General features: G+C 65.8%; 18 protein-coding genes. 11 read left to right on the top strand and 7 right to left on the bottom strand.

Going from position 1 to position 18,764, the window contains the following annotated elements:
* Positions 1–213: DUF3400 domain-containing protein (locus tag HWX76_RS35100; protein ID WP_176017052.1), on the top strand; the 213-nt coding region annotated here is incomplete at its 5' end.
* A gap of 50 nt (positions 214–263) precedes the next feature.
* Here the strand turns inward: HWX76_RS35100 and HWX76_RS35105 are convergent.
* Positions 264–1,223 (bottom strand): thioesterase domain-containing protein, encoded by a 960-nt coding sequence (locus HWX76_RS35105; protein WP_080334355.1) that lies wholly within the window; start codon positions 1,221–1,223, stop codon positions 264–266.
* Between the two features lie 96 nt (positions 1,224–1,319).
* On the opposite strand from HWX76_RS35105, the gene HWX76_RS35110 reads away from it, so the two are divergent.
* The 7 genes from HWX76_RS35110 (at position 1,320) to HWX76_RS35140 (ending at position 7,706) form a co-directional block, all read left to right on the top strand.
* Positions 1,320–2,030 (top strand): ABC transporter ATP-binding protein, encoded by a 711-nt coding sequence (locus HWX76_RS35110; protein WP_050016640.1) that lies wholly within the window; start codon positions 1,320–1,322, stop codon positions 2,028–2,030.
* Positions 2,027–3,418, top strand: coding sequence for an FtsX-like permease family protein (locus HWX76_RS35115; protein ID WP_176017053.1), 1,392 nt, complete (start codon positions 2,027–2,029; stop codon positions 3,416–3,418). The genes HWX76_RS35110 and HWX76_RS35115 overlap by 4 nt, the downstream gene beginning before the upstream one ends.
* A gap of 61 nt (positions 3,419–3,479) precedes the next feature.
* On the top strand, positions 3,480–3,914 hold the full coding sequence (locus HWX76_RS35120) for a FixH family protein (RefSeq protein ID WP_235356274.1): 435 nt from the start codon (positions 3,480–3,482) through the stop codon (positions 3,912–3,914).
* A 59-nt stretch (positions 3,915–3,973) separates the two neighbouring features.
* Entirely contained in the window at positions 3,974–5,113 is a 1,140-nt protein-coding gene (locus HWX76_RS35125; protein WP_176017054.1) for a DJ-1/PfpI family protein, read from the top strand.
* 128 nt (positions 5,114–5,241) lie between these two features.
* A complete protein-coding gene (locus HWX76_RS35130) occupies positions 5,242–6,009 on the top strand; it encodes an outer membrane lipoprotein-sorting protein (RefSeq protein WP_050016717.1) in 768 nt (255 codons plus the stop codon).
* On the top strand, positions 6,006–7,277 hold the full coding sequence (locus HWX76_RS35135; protein ID WP_244138073.1) for a hypothetical protein: 1,272 nt from the start codon (positions 6,006–6,008) through the stop codon (positions 7,275–7,277). Before HWX76_RS35130 ends, HWX76_RS35135 begins: the two co-directional genes overlap by 4 nt.
* A gap of 36 nt (positions 7,278–7,313) precedes the next feature.
* Positions 7,314–7,706: a RidA family protein gene (locus tag HWX76_RS35140; protein ID WP_089490172.1), complete on the top strand. Its 393-nt coding sequence runs from the start codon at positions 7,314–7,316 to the stop codon at positions 7,704–7,706.
* 19 nt (positions 7,707–7,725) lie between these two features.
* Here HWX76_RS35140 and HWX76_RS35145 read toward each other — a convergent pair whose 3' ends face one another.
* The 6 genes from HWX76_RS35145 to HWX76_RS35170 form a co-directional block, all read right to left on the bottom strand.
* Positions 7,726–8,997: a cytochrome c peroxidase gene (locus HWX76_RS35145; protein WP_244138074.1), complete on the bottom strand. Its 1,272-nt coding sequence runs from the start codon at positions 8,995–8,997 to the stop codon at positions 7,726–7,728.
* A gap of 13 nt (positions 8,998–9,010) precedes the next feature.
* Positions 9,011–9,973, bottom strand: a complete 963-nt coding sequence (locus HWX76_RS35150; RefSeq protein ID WP_050016628.1) for an amidohydrolase family protein — start codon at positions 9,971–9,973, stop codon at positions 9,011–9,013.
* Positions 9,970–10,635: a GNAT family N-acetyltransferase gene (locus tag HWX76_RS35155; protein WP_050016626.1), complete on the bottom strand. Its 666-nt coding sequence runs from the start codon at positions 10,633–10,635 to the stop codon at positions 9,970–9,972. Before HWX76_RS35155 ends, HWX76_RS35150 begins: the two co-directional genes overlap by 4 nt.
* Positions 10,636–10,648: 13 nt before the next feature.
* Positions 10,649–11,674, bottom strand: a complete 1,026-nt coding sequence (locus HWX76_RS35160) for a cysteine synthase family protein (protein WP_239469026.1) — start codon at positions 11,672–11,674, stop codon at positions 10,649–10,651.
* 159 nt (positions 11,675–11,833) lie between these two features.
* On the bottom strand, positions 11,834–13,690 hold the full coding sequence (locus HWX76_RS35165) for an alpha/beta hydrolase (protein ID WP_176017055.1): 1,857 nt from the start codon (positions 13,688–13,690) through the stop codon (positions 11,834–11,836).
* A 10-nt stretch (positions 13,691–13,700) separates the two neighbouring features.
* Positions 13,701–13,967 carry a phosphopantetheine-binding protein gene (locus HWX76_RS35170; protein WP_050016620.1) on the bottom strand — a complete coding sequence of 89 codons (267 nt, stop codon included), beginning with the start codon at positions 13,965–13,967 and terminating at the stop codon, positions 13,701–13,703.
* 173 nt (positions 13,968–14,140) lie between these two features.
* Here HWX76_RS35170 and HWX76_RS35175 point away from each other — a divergent pair, with 173 nt between their 5' ends.
* From HWX76_RS35175 to HWX76_RS35185, 3 genes are all read left to right on the top strand, one after another.
* Positions 14,141–14,887 (top strand): iron-containing redox enzyme family protein, encoded by a 747-nt coding sequence (locus HWX76_RS35175; RefSeq protein ID WP_050016614.1) that lies wholly within the window; start codon positions 14,141–14,143, stop codon positions 14,885–14,887.
* 13 nt (positions 14,888–14,900) lie between these two features.
* Positions 14,901–16,409 (top strand): AMP-binding protein, encoded by a 1,509-nt coding sequence (locus HWX76_RS35180; protein WP_050016613.1) that lies wholly within the window; start codon positions 14,901–14,903, stop codon positions 16,407–16,409.
* Between the two features lie 68 nt (positions 16,410–16,477).
* Entirely contained in the window at positions 16,478–18,739 is a 2,262-nt protein-coding gene (locus tag HWX76_RS35185; RefSeq protein WP_050016612.1) for an AMP-binding protein, read from the top strand.
* Positions 18,740–18,764 lie beyond the last annotated feature (25 nt).

Below are 18,764 nucleotides of genomic sequence, written 5' to 3' on the forward strand. Positions count from 1 at the left end.
GCGCCGGCCGCCGCGGGCGCGAACGGCCCGGACGTGAAGATCCTGACGAGCTGCCCGTCGTGCCTGCAGGGGCTGTCGCGCTACAACGAGGACGCGAACCTGGAGGCCGACTACATCGTGGTGGAAATCGCGCGTCAGGTGCTCGGCGAGAACTGGATGGCCGATTATGTCGCACGGGCGAACCATGGCGGGATCGAGCGCGTGATGCTGTGACGCAATGACCTCGCAAACAAGGCGGGCGCAACCGGTTCCCTGTATCGAGACTATGCGTGCGCGGCCAGCGTCGCGACAACGTGATCCTGGAGCTCGCGCTCCCGGGCATGGATGAAGAAATGATCGCCGTCGAACCGATGAAGCGAGAACGGCCCGCCGCTGTAGCGGCGCCATTCGCGCAGCGCGTCGATGTCGACATGCGGATCGTGCAGGCCGCCAAATACGGTCAGCCCGCAGCGCAACGCGAAAGGCGTATCGGTGCGATAGCCTTCGGCGAGCGCCAGATCGGCTCGCAGCGCACGCAGGAAATGCCGAAGCCAGTCCGGCTCCGACAGCAACGCATCCGGTGTGCCGCCCATCGTCTTCAGCCAGTCGATGAGGTCCGGTTCCGGCAACCGATGAATCGCTAACGGACGAGGGACGACATGCGGCGCACGGTGCGCCGCGCAGAATGCGTGAATGGGCTCGCGAAGCCGTCGTCGGTCGAGTTCCCTCAGCCATTCGATACCGACGACACTGCCGAAACTGTATCCGAAGGTGCCGAACGGTTTGTCGAGGAGCCCGTGCGCGGCGGTGGCCAATGCATCCGTCATCGCATCCAGCGACGTGGGCGGCGCTTCCGAGAAGCGCGTCTGGCGTCCCGGTAGTTCGACCGCCACGACTTCGATCCAGTCGGGCAGTTCGAGCGCCCAGCGCCGATAGAGCAGCGAGCCGGCACCGGCGTACGGGAAGCAGAACAGCCGGTGCGTGGCCGCGGGTTGGGGGCGATGCAGGATGAACCAGGGCGTGATCTTGACTGGCATGCCGATTGAGAGCGGAAGTCGTGACGCGTCGCAGCCGCGATCCGATCCGGGGCGGCGCGCCGATGACGGTGCAGCGTAATCGCAAGGGCCGGCGACGGGTGCCGTCCGACGGTACAGGTTGACGATCCCTCCCGGCCGTGATTGTTCGCGAATGCGGGGCGCGACATGCGATCCCGGCATCGGGTTCGCGCCCGGATGCTGCCCCAACGAACAGGTTTTTCCCTACACGCAAGTTGGTATTCTGCGCTGCGCGATCGTCCTGCACCGTGCTGTCGCGGCCCGCCAACTTCGTACATCGAGACCATGAACGCCGTAATACTCGAAGCCGTTGAAAAGTCGTATCTGATGGGTTCCGTCAACGTGACCGCGCTGCGCGACGTCACGCTCGACATTCGCGACGGAAAACTGACCGTCATCGCCGGTGCTTCCGGTAGCGGGAAGTCGACGTTGCTGAATCTCGTCGGATGCGTGGACCGGCCCGACCGCGGCCGCATCGTCGTGGCGGGCGAAGACGTCGGTCGTTTGTCGGACGACGCACTGTCCGATTTTCGTGCGCGACGGCTCGGTTTCGTCTTCCAGAACTTCAATCTGCTGCCGGTGCTCACGGCGCACGAAAACGTCGAATATCCGCTGCTTCTCGCGGGCACGCGATTGACGGAGTCCGAACGTGCACTGAAGGTGCGGGACATGCTCGATGCGGTCGGCCTCGCGGACAAGGCGCATCACCGTCCGGGACAGATGTCCGGCGGTCAGCGGCAACGCGTCGCGATCGCACGCGCACTCGTTGCGTCGCCGAACCTCGTGCTGGCGGACGAGCCGACCGCCAATCTGGACAGCAAGACCGGTCAGCAAATCATCGCGCTGATGCGGCGGTTGCAACGGGAGCGACGCGTGTCGTTCGTGATTTCGTCGCACGATCCGCAGGTCATCGCGGCAGGCGACGACGTCGTTCACATTGCCGACGGGATCGTGTCCGACGTGACACGCACCGACGACCAGGAGGCGTTCGCATGAAGACTTTTTCGCTCGCGCTCCGCAATCTGCTGCGCAACCGTCGCCGCTCGATCACGACCCTGCTCGCGATGATCGTCGGCGCGCACGCGGTGCTGCTGTTCGGCGGCTATACGCGCAACATCACGTACGGTCTGCAAACCGATTACGTGAAGTACGGCGGCCACCTGCAGATCGAACGCAAGGGGTTCTACGAGTTCGGTAGCGGCAATCCTTCCGCGTACGGGATCGACAACTACGAGGCGATCATCGATGCGGTGAAGGCCGATCCGGAACTGGCGACGATGGTGCTCGTCGCGACGCCCACGCTGCAGTTGCAGGGTATCGCTGGCAACTTCGACGCGGGGTTGTCGCGTACCGCGCTCGCGCTCGGCGTGCGCGTCGACGACCAGAACCGGATGCGAGCGTGGAACGACTATCAGTTCCCCGTGACGATCCCGCCGATGGCGCTGACCGGCACGACCGGCGACGCAGCCGTGATCGGGACGGGCCTCGCGCGCGTGCTCGAACTGTGCGGGCCGCTCAAGGTACCCGACTGCCGCCCGCCCGGGAAGCCCGCGGATACCACGCCGGCTTCGCCGCTTCCGGGCGACATCGCGGCTCTTGCCGAGGGGACGCGTGCGGCGCCGGTTGCCGCGGCGGACGGTCGGCGGATCGAACTGCTTGCGGCGACCGCGCGCGGTGCGCCGAACGTGGCGGAACTGCAGGTCGTGAAGGCGGAGCGACAGGGCATCAAGGAATACGACGACATGTACGTCGGCCTGCATCTCGCGCAAGCGCAACGACTCGTCTACGGCACCGAGCGGCCGATGGCGACGGCGATCGTCGTCCAGTTGCGCCACACGTCGGATTTGCCGGCCGCGAAGGCGCGGATCGAGACGCTGCTGAAAACGAAATTCGCGGGTACGGACACGGAAGTCGTCGACTACACGGTGCTGAACCCGTTCTATGGTCAAGCGCTTGCGATGTTCGCGACGCTGTTCGGTTTCGTCGCGCTCCTGATCGCCGCGATCGTGCTGTTCACCGTCGGCAACACGATGAGCACCGCGGTGTTCGAACGCACGGTCGAAATCGGCACGCTGCGCGCGATGGGATTGCGCCGTGCGGGCGTACGTCGCCTGTTCCTGTGCGAAGGGTTGCTGCTCGGCGTGATCGGCGCGGTGCTGGGCGTCGCCAGCGCGGCGTTGCTCGCCGGCGTCATCAACGTCAGCGGTCTGACGTGGACGCCGCCGGGCCGCTCGCCGGTGCCGCTGATCATTCGTGTGTGGGGCGAGAACGACCTGATCGTCGGGACCGCGATCGGCCTGCTCGTGGTGGCGATGCTTTCCGCGTTGCTGCCCGCGCGCCGCGCGTCGCGAATGGAGATCGTCGATGCGCTCCGCTATGCGTGATCGAACGATCGGATCGGCCATCGATGAAATGTCGATGAAATCGATTCGTCGGCGGATTGTCATGTTAGCCTTCGCCGGGAGTGGCATCGCGATGCTCGGCGCATGTGGCGCACCGGCCGAGCAGCCGGCGCCCGCGGGTCTGAATTTGTCGCTGACGCAAGCGACGGCGTCGGGCGCGTACGTCGTGACACTCGAACCGCCGACGACACCGCCGCCGCTGAACCGGATCCATGCATGGACCGTGATCGTGAAGCGAGCATCGGGCGAGCCCGTGCGCGGTGCGCGCATCGATGTCGGTGGCGGGATGCCTCAGCACGGGCACGGTCTGCCGACGCGCCCTCGCGTGATCGACGGCGACGCGAACGGGACGTATCGACTGCAAGGGATGAAGTTCAGCATGCCCGGCTGGTGGACGATCACGCTGAAGGTCCGGGACGCGCAGCGCGACGACGACGTGACGTTCAACGTCGTGTTGCCGCCGGCGGCGGCGTCATGACGGTCGACACGGGCGCCATGCCTGATTACTGGATGAGTTCCATACACGGAGAGGCTTCAATGCGAAAAGTCATGCTGTACTGGATGATGGTGCTGCTCGTGCCGTTTGCATCGGGTATCGCGAACATGGCCCATGCGGGGCCGGCGAGCGAAGCGTCGGCGCCGGCCGCCGCGTCCGCGGCGGCACGCGCGGACCGGCTGCCCGCGTATCAGCCGCGCTTCGGGCGCACGCGCCCGATCGTCGCCGTCGTCGGCGAAAACTACTATACCGAGCTGACCGATTACGTCGTTCCCTATGGGATCGTGGCCGAATCGGGCGCGGCGGATCTCGTCGCGCTTGCGACGAAGCCGGGCCCCATCCGCATGTTCCCGGCACCGATGAACGTGATTCCGGACGAAACCACTGCCCAGTTCGATCAGCGCGTGCCCGAAGGGGCCGACTATGTGATCGTGCCGGCCGTGCATCGCGACAGCGATCCGGCGCTGCTGGCGTGGGTGGCCGAGCAGGCGAAGAAGGGCGCGACGATCATCGGCGTGTGCGACGGCGTCTGGGTGGTCGCCCGTGCGGGGCTGCTGGAAGGCCGCCGTGCAACCGGGCACTGGTATTCGATGAACGATCTCCGCAAGAAGTTTGCCGATACGCGCTGGGTCGAAGGCAAGCGTTACGTTGCCGATGGCAAGGTCGTCACGACGACCGGCGTCACCGCGACGATTCCGGTATCGCTTGCGCTCGTCGAGGCGCTCGCGGGGCGCGAACGTGCGCTGCAGGTCGCCGAGCGGCTCGGACGCCCTGCATGGTCGTCCGAGATCGCGAGCGACCGCTTCAACCTCGGCTTGCCGGCGATGGCGACGATCGCAACCAACTACGTGTCGTTCTGGTCGCATGAGGATTTCGGTATTCCGATCGCGCCGGGCGTCGACGAAATCGCGCTCGTGCTCGAGGCCGACGCGTATTCCACGACGTTCCGCTCGACGGCCTACACGGTGGCCGCGAACCGCGAACCCGTGCGCACCCGGCGCGGGTTGACGATCGTTCCCGACCGCGTGGCCGGCGTCGACGCGCCGACGCGGATGTTGTCCGCGCCGATCACGCGCTATCCGTTGCATGCGCTCGATGCATCGCTGAATGCGATCTCGTCCGAATTCGGCAAGCGCACGGCCGCATGGGTCGCACTGCAGATGCAGTATCCGGGCTACTGAGCGGCACACCGCAGCGTTACCCCGTTCCTCCCCAAGCCTGTCGGTTTTCCACCCGTTTTTCGGGTGGGAGCCGAACTCGTCCCTGTCATTCCGTAATTGCTCCGGAGATTCCGATGCAGACGCATTCGATGGCGCGCCTGTCCGCCGCCGCGATCCTCGCACTCGCCTGCTGTACCGCACACGCCGCGCCCGATCCGCAACGCATCCTCGCCGCGAGCGATGCCGTTCGCAACCCGAGCGAACCGTTCACGCTGAACGTCACGCTGACCCAGTACACCGACGGCAAGCAAACGGATTCGAACGCACTGACCGCCTATTCGCGGATCAACCCGACGAGCGGTCAGTTTCGCAGCCTGATTCGATTCGCCGCGCCGGCGCGCGATGCGAACAAGCTGATGCTCAAGAGCGGCAACGATCTGTGGTTTTTCGATCCGGCAAGCAAGGCGACGATCCGCATTTCGCCGCAGCAACGGCTGCTCGGGCAGGCGTCGAACGGCGACGTGGTCACCGTCAATTTCGCACAGGGATATCGTGCCCAGGTCGAGGCGGAGGAGGACGTGCAGGACGGCGAGCGCCAGATGCGCCGTGCGTACCGGCTGAAGCTGGTCCAGAGCGTATCCGACATGACGTATCACTCGATTGAAATGTGGATCGATACGACGGACTCGCGCCCCGTGAAGGCACGGTTCTTCAGCGAAAGCGGCAAGCTTCTCAAGACCGCGTTCTATCGGCGCTTTCAGCAGCAGCTCGGTGCGTTGCGGCCCACCGAGATCGTGATCATCGACGGGCTCAATCCGAATCTCGTGACCGTGATGCGATATGCGGACTACGTGGCGAAGGAGATTCCGGATGCCTGGTTCCAGTCCGATTTCATGGCGCGTTTCCAGCCTGAATGATGACGCGCATCGGCATCGCCTGTATCGCGTTGGCCGGCATGGCGGGCGTATGCCATGCCAACGACGCGGAAGAGGCCGGGCTGGCGCTGGCCGACGCGACGCCGGTGCAGAAGGTCGACGACGGCAAGTACCAGTTCAGTCTTGAACCGGGCCTGCGCTTCGCCACCTTGCGCCCGGGCGGCACGCGGACGGCCACGCGGCTGTCGCTCGACCTGACGGCGCGTCACGCATTCTCGAACGGCTGGGGCATCAGTCTTGCAGACCGACTCGACCTGAACGGTCCGTGGCGCTTCGATGGCGACTCGGGCGCGATCAACACGCTGAAGGAACTGTATGTGGACGGCCGCGTAGGCAGCGGCAGCACGCTGCTGCAGGCCGGTCGCGTCAATGTGCGGCTCGGCGTTGCGACCGGCTACAACCCCACCGACTTTTTCCGCGACAACGCGGTTCGTTCCGTGACCTCGGTGGATCCCGCGAGCCTGCGCGAGAACCGGCTCGGTACGGTGATGCTGCGCGGCCAGCAATTGTGGGCAGACGGTTCCGTCAGTGCGCTCGTCGCGCCGCGGATAGCGGATCGCTCCACCGACGCATCGTTCTCGCCGGACTTCGGCGCAACGAATCAGCGCACGCGCTGGATGCTTCAGTTCACCCAGCGCATCATCTCGGATCTGTCGCCGCAGATCGTGATCTACGATGACGGAAAGCCCGGCAGTTCGCCGCAATTCGGTGTCAACCTGGTTCATCTCGTCAACAATGCGTGTGTCGGCTACGTCGAGTGGTCGGGCGGGCGAGGGCCGTCGACGCTGGCGCGTGCGCTTGGGCAGCCGTACAGCGATGTCGCGTTCCGCTGGAAACTCGCAACCGGTGCGACTTGCACGACGTCGCGCAATCTTTCCGTCACGCTGGAATACGACCGGGACGGCGCCGCGCTCGACCGTGCGGGTTGGCAGGCGCTGCGCAATGGCCCGCCGGCCGGCTACGCCGCGTATCGAACGCTGGCGGCCGCCCAGCAGGACCCGACGACCCGCGACGGGCTCTTCGCGATGATCAGGTGGCAGGACGCGTGGATCCAGCGTCTGGATCTCTCCGGTTTCGTCAGGTTGAACCTCGCTGATCGCAGCCGGCTCACATGGCTCGAGGCGCGTTATCGCTTCGCCAGAACCGATGTCGCGCTGCAATGGCAGATCAATGCGGGCGCGTCGTCGACCGAATATGGCGCGCTGCCTCAGTCGAATCTCTTCCAGTTGCTCGTCAAGCACTATTTGTGACGCGGCAGCGCCACCTGCTTCAAGGAGAAGCACTGCATGAAACACTATGTGACCTCGGGCCATGAACTGCCGCAGTGGCCGTCGCCGATCAGCCATGCGGTGGTCGCGAACGACACCTGCTATCTCAGCGGCCAGCTTTCGCTGGATGCCGACGGCCGCTATGTGCCCGGTACGCCGGCCGAAGAAGCGCGGCGCGCGTTCGCGAACCTGTTCCGTGCGATCGAGGCGGCGGGATTCAGCCCGCGGGATCTCGTGTTCGTCGACATCGCGTTCTCCGACATCGGTGCGCTCGCGGACGTGAACGGGGTTTATGCCGACCTGTTTCCCGCGGATCGCCGGCCGGCGCGAACCGTCTATCAGGCCGCTGCGTTGCCGTTTGGCGGCCAGGTCAAGGTGATGGGCGTCGCCGTTCGCGACGCGTCGCGCTGACGCACGACGGCGCGGACGATCAGCGCTCGACGATGGGGCCGGAAAACGCGCCGAGCAGCGCGACGAGCTGCCGTTGCTCGTCATCCGACAACGCGATCCTTTTCAGTTCGCTATGCCCGATCGCGGCCGCGGGCGCGTCCGCGTAGTGGCGCATCACCGCGTCCAGCGACGCGAACTGACCCGCGTGCATGTACGGCGGCCGCAGCGCGACGTTGCGCAGGCTCGGCGTCTTGAACGCGCCGAGCATGTGCGGATCGTCGGTCGAGATGAACTGCAACTCGTCGCACTGCTCGGGCTTCGCGTCGCTGAACGGCCCCATGCAGTTGAATTCGTCGTGCAACACCTTGGCGACCGCCGCCGCGCGACCGGGATCGGCAGCCGTTCCGCTACGTGGCGGTACGCCGATGTTGTGGAACTGCCGGTCGCTCAGCATGGGCCCGGTGTGGCAGGTCATGCATTGGCCTTTGTTCACGAACAGGCGCAGGCCTGCTTTCTCGGTCGGCGTCAGCGCGGCCAGCTTGGCCGGGTCGCCGGTCCGGACGCCGTCGACATAGGTATCGAAGCGTGAAGGCCCGTATTGAAGCGTCGCTTCGTACGCCGCGATCGCCTTGCCGAGATTCGCGAACACGCGCGACACGTCGGTGCGGGTGCGTTCGTCGAGTCGCTGCCACACCGCTTTCTCCGCGTCCGTGCCGAGCGGGCCGCCGTCACGGGGCAGCGCGCTCAGGTCGGGCAGCGGTCCGAACAGCGGCTCGTAAGCGTCGCGGTAGTGCTCGGCAAGCACATGGGCGGCGCGCAGCCGGGTGCCGCCGTGTTCGTTGTGATCCTCGATCGGCCCGATCGCCTGCGACCACATACTATCCTTGCGGCCATCCCAGAACAGCCACGGCGCATCGGTCATGCCGACGACGGGCATCGTGCGACGCACGCCGATGCCCAGGCCGATTGCCAGCGGTCGGCCGTCTTCGAACTGGCGATCGGGGGTGTGGCAGCTTGCGCAGGCGATCGCGCCGTTTCGGCTGAACCGCGGATCGGAGAACAAACGCTTGCCAAGCTGCGCCGCCGGTGCGGACGTGGCCACGCGATTCGACGGGTCGACTTTGACGACGACGTTCGCGGGCAGGCGCATCGATTCGAGCTGCGCCCGTTCGTCGGCGCGCCAGTGGTCCGGCGCGTCGGCAGTTTCCGCCATCGCGTCGGCGCGATGCCCCGGCCATGCGGTCCAGACGAGCAGCGCGCCGATCATCGACGCAGCGGCGAGCCCATAGTGCGTGCGGGACGGCCGTCGCATGCGACGGCCGGAATCACGCGACCGCATCGATCGTGCGCGATGCCGGCAGCAGCGCACGCGTATTGCCCGACATCAACCACTTGCGTTGCACCGGCGCGACCGCCGCGAGCGGGCCATCGGCGGCGAGGAACTGCTCCATGACCTTGCGGTGGCCGCCCGAGTTGCGAAAGACCGGCCAGTCGGTGCCGAACAGAATCTTGTGATTGATGTTCATGCGGAACAGCTCCGCGAGCGCGACCGACCACCCCTGCGGATGCTGCGAGCCGAGAAATGCGCTGACGTCGAGATACACGTTGGGTCGATACGCGCACTGTCGCGCGCAAGCGTCGACGTGATGGACGGCGCCGTGCGCGAGGATGAAGTTCACGTCGGGAAAATCGAACGCCGCGCGATCGAGCAGATCCGGGTGCGAGTACGCAAACTCGAGCGCCGGGCTGGTCGGCCCCACGTGCAGAAGCACCGGCAACCGGTGGGCGCGACAGATTTCGTACAGCGGGTACAGGCGCTTGTCGCTCGGGCTGTAGCCGCACGGCGGATAGAGTTTCAATCCGGAGAAGCCGTACTCGACCACGCCTTTCTCGAACAACGCGACACCGTCCGCGCCCCAACGCGGATCCATGCCGCCGAAAACGTGAAAGCGCTCGCCGTGACGCTGCAGAATTGCATGATGCTCGGCATACATCTCGGCGATCGTGAGGTCGCTTTTCATCACGTACGTGAAATCGGGCAGCAACACCACGGCCTGCTCGATCCCGGCCGACGTCATGTCGGCCACCAGTGCATCGCCGAAGTGGTCCTGGCTTTGCGCGAGATAGGTATCGAGCAGTTCCGATCGCGATTTCCGTACGCCGTTGGCGACGAGCCGGACATGAACGTTGGCGCAGAATCCCTCGAGGAACGCAGTGGGGATGAAGCGCGTCGACGCGATGTGGCAGTGCGAGTCGATGATCGGCCCGTCGTAGATGGCGTGGCTCATGCCGTTGCTTTGACGGGGGCGGTGCGGTCGGCGTCGCGACCGGTGAGCATGCCGAGCGCGCGTTCCTTGAGGTCGGCCACGCGCTGCATCATGAAGTGGCCGGCATGCATCTTCCCGTTCGCGCGGGCGTAGTCCGGCAACGTGCCCCACGTCTGAAAACCGTAGTGTTCCCATACGCGGTGAGCGGGCGTGCCGTCTCGCACGTCGAGCGTCAACAGTTCGACATTGTCCCGATCGCATTGCAGCGCGATCTCGACGAACGCGGCAGGCAGCACGCCACCGCCGCGACAGGCGTCGTGGATCATGCCTTTCGCGAGATCGGTGATATGGCGATTGTTGGGGTTCAGGTTGCGGCGCAACGTGCACAGGCCGATCAGCTGCCCGGTGTTCGCGAAGATCGTCAGCAGGCGCACCTTTTCCGCGGCGAGATTCGAGCGCAGTTCGTCGAGATAGCGGCTCGCTTCCGCGTCCGTGATCGTTTCGGCGAAGCCGATGATCGGCGCGCTTTCGCTCGTGCGCCGCATCAGTTCGACGATCTGCGCGCCCAACGTATCGTCGACGGCGTTCGTCCAGCGATAGGTGACGTGCGTGACGTTGGCCTTCGGCAACGCGATCGGATACTGCGCGCCGTCGGCAAGCAAGGTACGGATGGAGTCGTTCATGGGTGTCCCTGGATCACGTGGTTTCGAGGGCCACGGCGCTTTCGGCGCGTGGCGGGGGCGCGTCGGTGCACAGGTCGTCGAGCACGGCCTGGAGGCCATGATCGACCAGCCACTGATCGTCGTAGATCGTGTCGAGATACTTGGTGCCGCTATCGGGGAAGACGAGCACGATGTTGGCCGGACCTTGCAAGGTGGCGACGTAGCGACGCGCGGCCTGCGCGATGGCGCCGGACGAACCGCCGAGCAGCAACCCTTCGTCGAGCGCGAGGCGACGACAGCCGACGAACGCATCGCGATCGACGATGCGCATCGTTTCGTCGACGAGATGAATCAGGATGTTGCCGGGCTGAAAACTGAGCCCCGCGCCGTTCTGCAGATGCGGCCGGTAGGTGCCGCCGAACACGACCGAGCCGTCGGGCTCGACACCGATCACGCGGGTGGCCGGGTCGCGCTCCTTCACATAGCGTGCGATGCCGCTCAGATGGCTGCCGGTGCTCGCGGACACGATCACGGCGTCGAGCCGGTCGGCGAGCTGGGAGACGATTTCGGGCCCGGTGGAGTAATAGTGGGCGTCGATCGCGGCCGGATTGTTGTACTGATCGAGGTTCACGCAATTCGGCACGCTCGCGGCAATCGCCTTCGCGACCGCAATGCGCTTGCGCTGATAGCTGCCCGTCTCGTCGGGGTGTTCGACCATCTCGACCTCTCCGCCGAATGCGCGCACGAGATTCGCATTCGTCTTCGGCGTCTTCGGATCGAGCACGCAAATGAAGCGATAGCCGCGCGTGGCGCACAGCATCGCAAGTGCGTGCCCCATGTTGCCCGACGTCGATTCGACGATCGACCAGCCCGGCTTGAGGCCATGGTCGCGCTCGGCCTGGCGGAGCAACTGCAGCGCGCTCCGGTCCTTCACGCTGTTGCCGGGGTTGTAGCACTCGAGCTTTCCATACACGCGGATTCGCCTGTGTTCATTCGACAGGCTTTTCAGATACAGCAGCGGCGTATCGCCGATCAGTTCGACTAGGCTGTTTGCGTACATTCGACATCTCCGACCAGCGGGTTGGCGTTGGCTTGTGCGTCGTTTGCGAGTTGTACGACGCGATCGGCCGCGTGTGATCCGGCTTGCTTCACAGTGCGACTTTAGTGATCGATGCCCGGGGCCTGTAACTGTCCGAACGGGCATCGGAAGGCGCGTGCGTCACAGTTCGCCCGATTCCATCTCTGTCTCCCTCTCCCTCTCCCTCTCGCCGCGGTCGGCCGCAGGGAGGACGCGCAGTCTCGGATGCGGCAGTGCGTCGGGTGTCAGCGCCCGATCGCCGACGAACGCGCCGACGAGTTGCGCGAGCAGCGCCGCATTCTGCTGAACCATGTGATGACTGCCGGCCTGGAGCTCGATCTGGATCGGGCGAAGCTGGGCCGACGTAATGGCTCGCGCACGAATCGCGCAGGTCATTTCGTCGTATTCGCCGGTCACGAGCAGCGCGGGGATGCCGGCGATCGATCCGTCGCGTTCGGCTTCGATCCGATGGGCGCGGAAATTCAGCAGTTGCTGGCTGTATTCGATCATGTTCGCCGCCGACACGAACGGCGCGTGCAGCCAGTGACGGGTTGCCGAATCGGGTAGCGCGAACATCGATGCGTGGCCGCCTTCGCGTGCGTCGCTGCGTGCCCGCTTCTCCAGGAGCCCGATCATCGATTTGGCCATGCTGTCCGCGGCCTTCGGCATGCGCGCGACGAGCGAGCACATCGTATTGAGATTGTTTTCGTACGCGCTGTCGGCGCCGTCGTAGTCCTGCGCGCCGGCAAACGACGGCGCGATCAGGCTCATCGACGCGATGCGGCCGGGCAGTGCGCGCGCCAGCGCCAGCGCATATCGGGCGCCTCCGCACCAGCTGGCGACGTGAATCGCGTCGATCCCCTCGACGTCGAGCAATTCAGCCACGCTGCGCGCGTAGCGGTCCGGCGCATCGGGGCTCGAATAGTACGCGCGTGTCAGTCCTGCATCGGCTGACGCATCGCTCGCGTCGTCCGCCAGATAGAGCGAAAAATCCGGCGCCAATCCGGCCGCGAAGTCGTGCCACACGTCGTGCGGGATGCCGAATGCGTTGATGAGCAGCATGGCCCGCGAGCCGCGCCCGGCATTCAGATACCGATGCCCGCTGCCGGTCGTGATCCGGCGCGCGGACGGCAGGTCGACAAACCGGGGCGCGTCGCGCCTTTCGTGCCGGGCCGCGTGAGCGGCGACGCGTGAAGCGATCCGGGCTTGCCAGTCGAAGCCGTCACAGCGTAGTCGGTGAGAACGGATGTCGGTCGGGGGAACGTGCGCGTCATCCGCGTATCCCAGCATGTGCTCGGCGTGCTTCAGATTCGTTTCGAGCAGCGCGAGAACGGCGTCGGAGCCGGCCTCGTCGGCATCGCTTCGCGTCGGAATGGGCACCCTTTGCGCGACGCTTTCGGCGAGTTCGCGCCAAGCAATACGCCGATCGCCATGCACGACGTGAAGGCCGGGCGACGCTTGCGTCGCAAGCCAGGCCAGCACCGCTTCAGCCGTCAGCAGGCAGGCCGCGCCGGCTGTTTCGGCAGGCAACGCCAGCGGCTCTTGCTCGAAGTACGTGTCGACGCGGCGGCGTACCTCGAACACGGTTTCGGCGACCGCGTCGGCGAGCGTGTCGAGTGACGCCAGCGATAGCGTACCGGCTTCGCCGATGGCGGCCGTGCCGTCCGCGAGCGCGTCGCCGAGTACGACGATGCATGCGTTCGCAACGGATGCGGACGCAACGTCGAGCGCGGCCGACAGGAGGCGGGGCAAGGACGCGAATTCGCGCGTGCGGCGAATCTCGGGATCGTCGACGACGACGGCGAGCTGCCCGGAACCGGGCGCGTTCAATGCGTCGCGAAGCCGAGCGATGCGCGGGTACGCACCGAGTGCCGTAGTCGCATCGCCGGCATCGGCCGCTGCGCGCAGCGCGGCGAGGTCGCCGGCATCCAGCAGGCAGATACGGTCGTCGCCGCCGGCCGACGGCATCCTGCATGCGTCGTGCGGATGATCGTTCATCGTCATCTCGTTACGCTTTCACGGACAACAGCATTTCCACCAGATCAACCGCATCGCCGATGGTTTCGAGGTTCGCGACCTGTTCCGTGTGCGATGCGAAGCTGATGCCGAGCCGATCCTCGGTCAGCGCCATCAGCGACAGCAGCGAGATCGAATCGAGCATCAGATCCGACGTCAGCGACGTTTCCCGCGTCAGCATGTCCGGCGCAATATCGAGCGCAGCAATCTGCGGAATCAGTTCGGTAAGCGTAGCGAACACGTTCGCGTGGTCGTCCATCGGATTCTCCAAGTGCCGTAGGGGTTCCGCTTTATAGCGTCAAGCCACCGCACTGCCTACCTGCACTGACGTACAGGGTTGGCGCAGCAAGGGAAACACTCGCCCGAACGGACAGGTTTCAGTCTTGAAAGCGGCCATTACATTGCCGGTTACCTCACCGACAGGGAACGATCATGACCCTCACCAAAGAAGCCGTGCTGATGGACAAAGCGACGTTTTCGCGCGCGCTGCGCGAAACGCTGGACGAGCAGCTCACGCTCGATCACCCGATCTTCGCGGAGTTGTTCACGCCGCAGAAAAACTGGCGCTTGCTGAAGATCATCTCGCTCGAGGGATACCAGATCACCCGGTACTTTCTCGAGTACATCGAGAACCTGTACTTCCGCTGCCCGTTCCCCGACCACAAGCGCCGGCTGCTGTACAACCTGTTCGAAGAGGAAACCGGGCGCTTCTCGAAAACGAAGAACCATGTCGAGCTCATGGAAGACTTCATTCGCGCGCAAAACATCAGCGACGAGGAGCGCGATGCGTGGACGCCGTCCGCGGCCACGCGCGAGTTGATCGACTATCGCCTCGAGAACTGCAAGGGCGAGGGTACCTACCATATCGGCGCCGCCGCGGTGATGATCGCGAGCGAAGGGCAGAGCCTGGAAACCCGTGCGGGCGACGCGCGCCACTCGATTCTGGCGAAGTGCTACGGGCTCACCGAGGAAGACACGCGATTCTTCTCGGTTCACCAGAAAGAGGACGTCGCGCACGTCGCCGAGGGCATCTCGCTCGTGACCGACCTGTGCACGACCGTGGAGATGCAACAGGAAGCGCTGTTCGCGGTGCGCCACACGTGCAAGCTGTTCTGGAACATGTATGAAAGCGCCGCGCAAAAGTACTACGCGTCCGCCGAGGGCGTCGCGCACGCGTGACGGGACAACGCCGATGATGACCTTCGACGATCTAGTCGCGCGCTTGCGCGACAGCAGTCATACGCTGACCTTTGTCGACGACAAGGGCGCCGAAACCGTCCGGACCTTCCACGAACTGTTCGAAGACGTGCTCGCCACGGTCGAGCGCGGCAAGACAATCGGCCTCGTACCCGGGGCGCGCGTCGGCATCGCGGCCCCGAACGGCTATCCGTGGATGGTGTGGGATCTGGCGTGCATCGAGCTCGGCTGCGTTTCGGTCGCGTTTCCGAACGATGGCCTGCTCGACACGTGCGACGCGTTGATCGAGCGCTACCAGCTGAGTGTGCTGGCAGTAGACGCACGATGGATCGATGCCGGCGAGACGATTGCCGGGCGCGTCGTGGATATCGATCCCGCCAGCCGCGGCGATTCGCACGCGCGCATCGAGCCGGTGCGGGTCGAGCATATGCCCGATACCCATTCGTTGGTGTTCAGTTCGGGCACGACGGGCAGGACCAAAGGGCTCGTGATGAGCCGCCGCGGCACCGCGCACTTGCTCGGTCTGTATGGCGACGCATTCGGCGTCGCACCGGGCGAGCGGTTCCTGACGTTCTTGCCGTTCGCGAACTATCAGCAACGGATGACGTACTACTTCTGCCTGTATCACGGGGTCGATCTCGTGTCGGTGCCGTTCCACGGACTCTTTCCGGGGCTCAAGCGGCACCAGCCGACGTTCGTGATCGCACCGCCGGTGCTGTACGAGACGCTGCATACGCTGGCGCGCGCGGCTGCCGGGCCCGGCAGCGATCCGTCGACGCTCGCCGAGCGACTGAGCGCGCTGACCGGCGGCAACATCCGCTACATGGTCACCGGGATGGCGCCGATCAAGCGCGCGGCGCTCGATTTCTTCTGGGATTGCGGGATCGCGCTGTACGAGGCGTTCGGGATCACCGAGGCCGGCATGGTTGCGTGGAACAAGCCCGGGCAGGTACGCGTCGGTACGGTCGGCCAGCCGGCGGAGCCGGGCAGCGTCTCGTTGCTGGAGGACGGCGAAGTCGTCGTCACACGGAACGCCCTGCTGTCGCTCGGCTACTTCGATGCGCCGGAAGAGGACAGTCGCGCGACATTCATCGCACCGAATGCGGTCGCGACGGGCGACATTGCCGAATTCGACCGCGACGGCTTTCTGCGCGTCGTCGGGCGCAAGAAGGACGCGATCATCACGAGCAACGGCGAGAAATTCCATCCCGAGCCGATCGAGGCGCTGTTGTATCGCGATCCGCGCGTCGACGTGGCCGTCGTGATGGCGGGCCCGCAAGCGGGGCTCAGCGTCGTCATCGCGACACGCCGGCCGGACGATCCCGACGTCACCGACGCGCTGCGCGAACTCGTCCGCGCGGTCAACGGCACGCTGCCCGCACAACGGCAACTGGTGAAGGTGATTTTCACCGACCGCGCGTTCGACGTCGAAGGCGGATTGCGCACGCGCAACCTCAAGCTCAATCGCCGCGCGATCGCGGACGCGTTCCTGCGACACGCATGAGATCACCCCCCGTGCGCAAGCCGCCGCCTTTGCGCGGCGGCGCGCACGGACCTCATTCTGGATACACCATGACGACGCATCCGAATCCGAACGTGTTTCAGATGGAAGTCGAACCGACCTCCATCATCGAGACGCTCGCCCATCACACCGAGCGAGACCCCGACCGCGTCGCGCTGACCATCCTGCGCGACGGCGAGGCGATCGAAAGCGAAAGCACGTTCGGCGATCTGCATGCCGGCATGATGCGCGTGGCGCGCGGACTCGCGCAACTGACCGAGCCGGGCGCTCGCGTGCTGCTGCTGTTGCCGACGAGCGCCGAGTTCGTCTGCACGTTCTATGGATGCCTGGCATCGGGGCGCGTCGCCGTGCCGGCCTATCATCCGCAGCAGGTGCGCAAGGTCGCGCAATGGGCGAAGCTGCACGCGATTGCCGACAATTGCGGCGCCACGCTGATCGTCGCGCCGGCGACCTCGGTCGAGACCATCGAGACCCTGCGCGCGACGCAGCAGCTGTTCACCGGCTGCCAGCTCGTCACGTACGAAGCGCTCGTCGACGCGGGTGCGAAGGACACGTCGGCGTTGCCGCGCATGCCGGCGCTGGACGATCTTGCGTTTCTTCAATACACGTCCGGATCGACGGGCACGCCGAAGGGCGTGATGATCACGCACGGCAACATCATCGACAACCAACGGTCGATCGCGCTGCTGATGCAGCACGATCGCGACACGCGCATGCTGTCGTGGCTGCCGCTGTATCACGACATGGGACTGTCGATGCCGTTGCAACTGGCGTCGATCGGGCTTTCAGTGGTGCTGATGTCGCCCGTTGCGTTCGTCCAGCAGCCGGGGCGATGGTTGCGCGCGATTGCCGCACACCGTGCGACGACGTCCGGCGGGCCGAATTTCGCGTATGCGCTTGCCGCGGCCGCCCTCGACGGAAGCGACGACGGCGGCCGGCTCGATCTGTCCAGCTGGCGGGTGGCGTTCTGCGGCGCGGAGCCGATTCATCGTCAGACCGTCACCGACTTTATCGACGCCGCAAGCCCGCACGGCTTCGCTCCTGGGTCGTTCTATCCGTGCTACGGGATGGCCGAGGCGACCCTGATCGTATCGGGTGTCCCTTACGGTGAAGGCGCCCATTATCTGGACGTCGACAACGTGAAGCTTGCCGCAGGCATCGTCGAACCGGTTCAGCCCGGCGCCGCGAACGCGAAGAGCCTCGTGTCGTGCGGCGGCACGGCGCCCGGCACCGAGATCCGGATCGCAGGGCCCGATGGTTGCCCGGTGGCCGACCCGAACGGCGTCGGCGAAATTTGGGTGCGCGGCGGCGCGATCGGCGTGGGCTACTACGGCAACCCCGAAGCGACACGGTCGACGTTCGGCGCGCATGTCGATGACGAGCCTGGCGCCCGTCCGTTCCTGCGCACCGGCGATCTGGGCGCGATCGTCGACGGCCGCCTGTACGTGACCGGCCGCGTGAAGGACATGCTGATCGTTCGCGGGCGCAACCTGTATCCGCAGGATATCGAGGCGTGCGTGCAGGACGCGGTGCCGGCGTTGCGCCGCGGGTGCGGCGCCGCCGTATCGGTGCAGGCGGACGGCGAAGAGAAGCTCGTGCTCATCCAGGAAGTCGGGCGCACCGCGCGCCGCACGCTGGACCTCGACGCCACGCTGCGCGCGATGGTGGTCGCGATCGGCGAGGACTTCGGGGTCACGCCGCACGCGATCGTGCTGGTCGAGCCGGCAACCATCGAAAAGACTTCCAGCGGCAAGATCGCGCGTGCGCTGTGTCGTCGTGCGTATCTGCAAGGCGAACTGCGGGCCGTCGCCAGCTGGACCGACGGCGCCTATGCGATGGATGCGGGCGCGGCGCGTGACGGTGCGGTGGCGCCGGCTGTCGCCGAGGTTGCGCCCCATTCCGAATCGACGCTGATCGAGCGCGAAATCGCGGACCGGATCGTACGGATCGTCGCCGAGCGGCTCAAGATCGCCGAGGCGCAAGTGTCGCGCACGGCCGCGTGGGTCGAGATGGGTTTCGACTCGATGAGCGCGCTCCAGTTTTCGTTGAAGGTGCAGCACACGATCGGGCTGACGTTCGACGCCGCCGTGCTGTGGGACTGTTCGAACGTCGAGCAGCTTGCCGCGCATCTGGCGCGCATGCAGGGCGCGGCCGATGCGTTGCGATCGAGCGACGCGCCCGCACCGGCCGCCGCGCACGCGCGTTCCGCGTCGGTCGTCGACGGCGCCGACGCGCCGCCTACCCGGGAGCAGCTTGCGGCGCTCTCCGACGCGCAGGCCGAAGCGCTGCTGCTGAAAGCGCTGCAGGGCTGAGCCGATCCCCGGCAGTCTCGTTCCG

Origin of the sequence: Burkholderia sp. BCC0398, assembly GCF_902833245.1 — a bacterium.
Lineage (GTDB): Bacteria > Pseudomonadota > Gammaproteobacteria > Burkholderiales > Burkholderiaceae > Burkholderia > Burkholderia sola.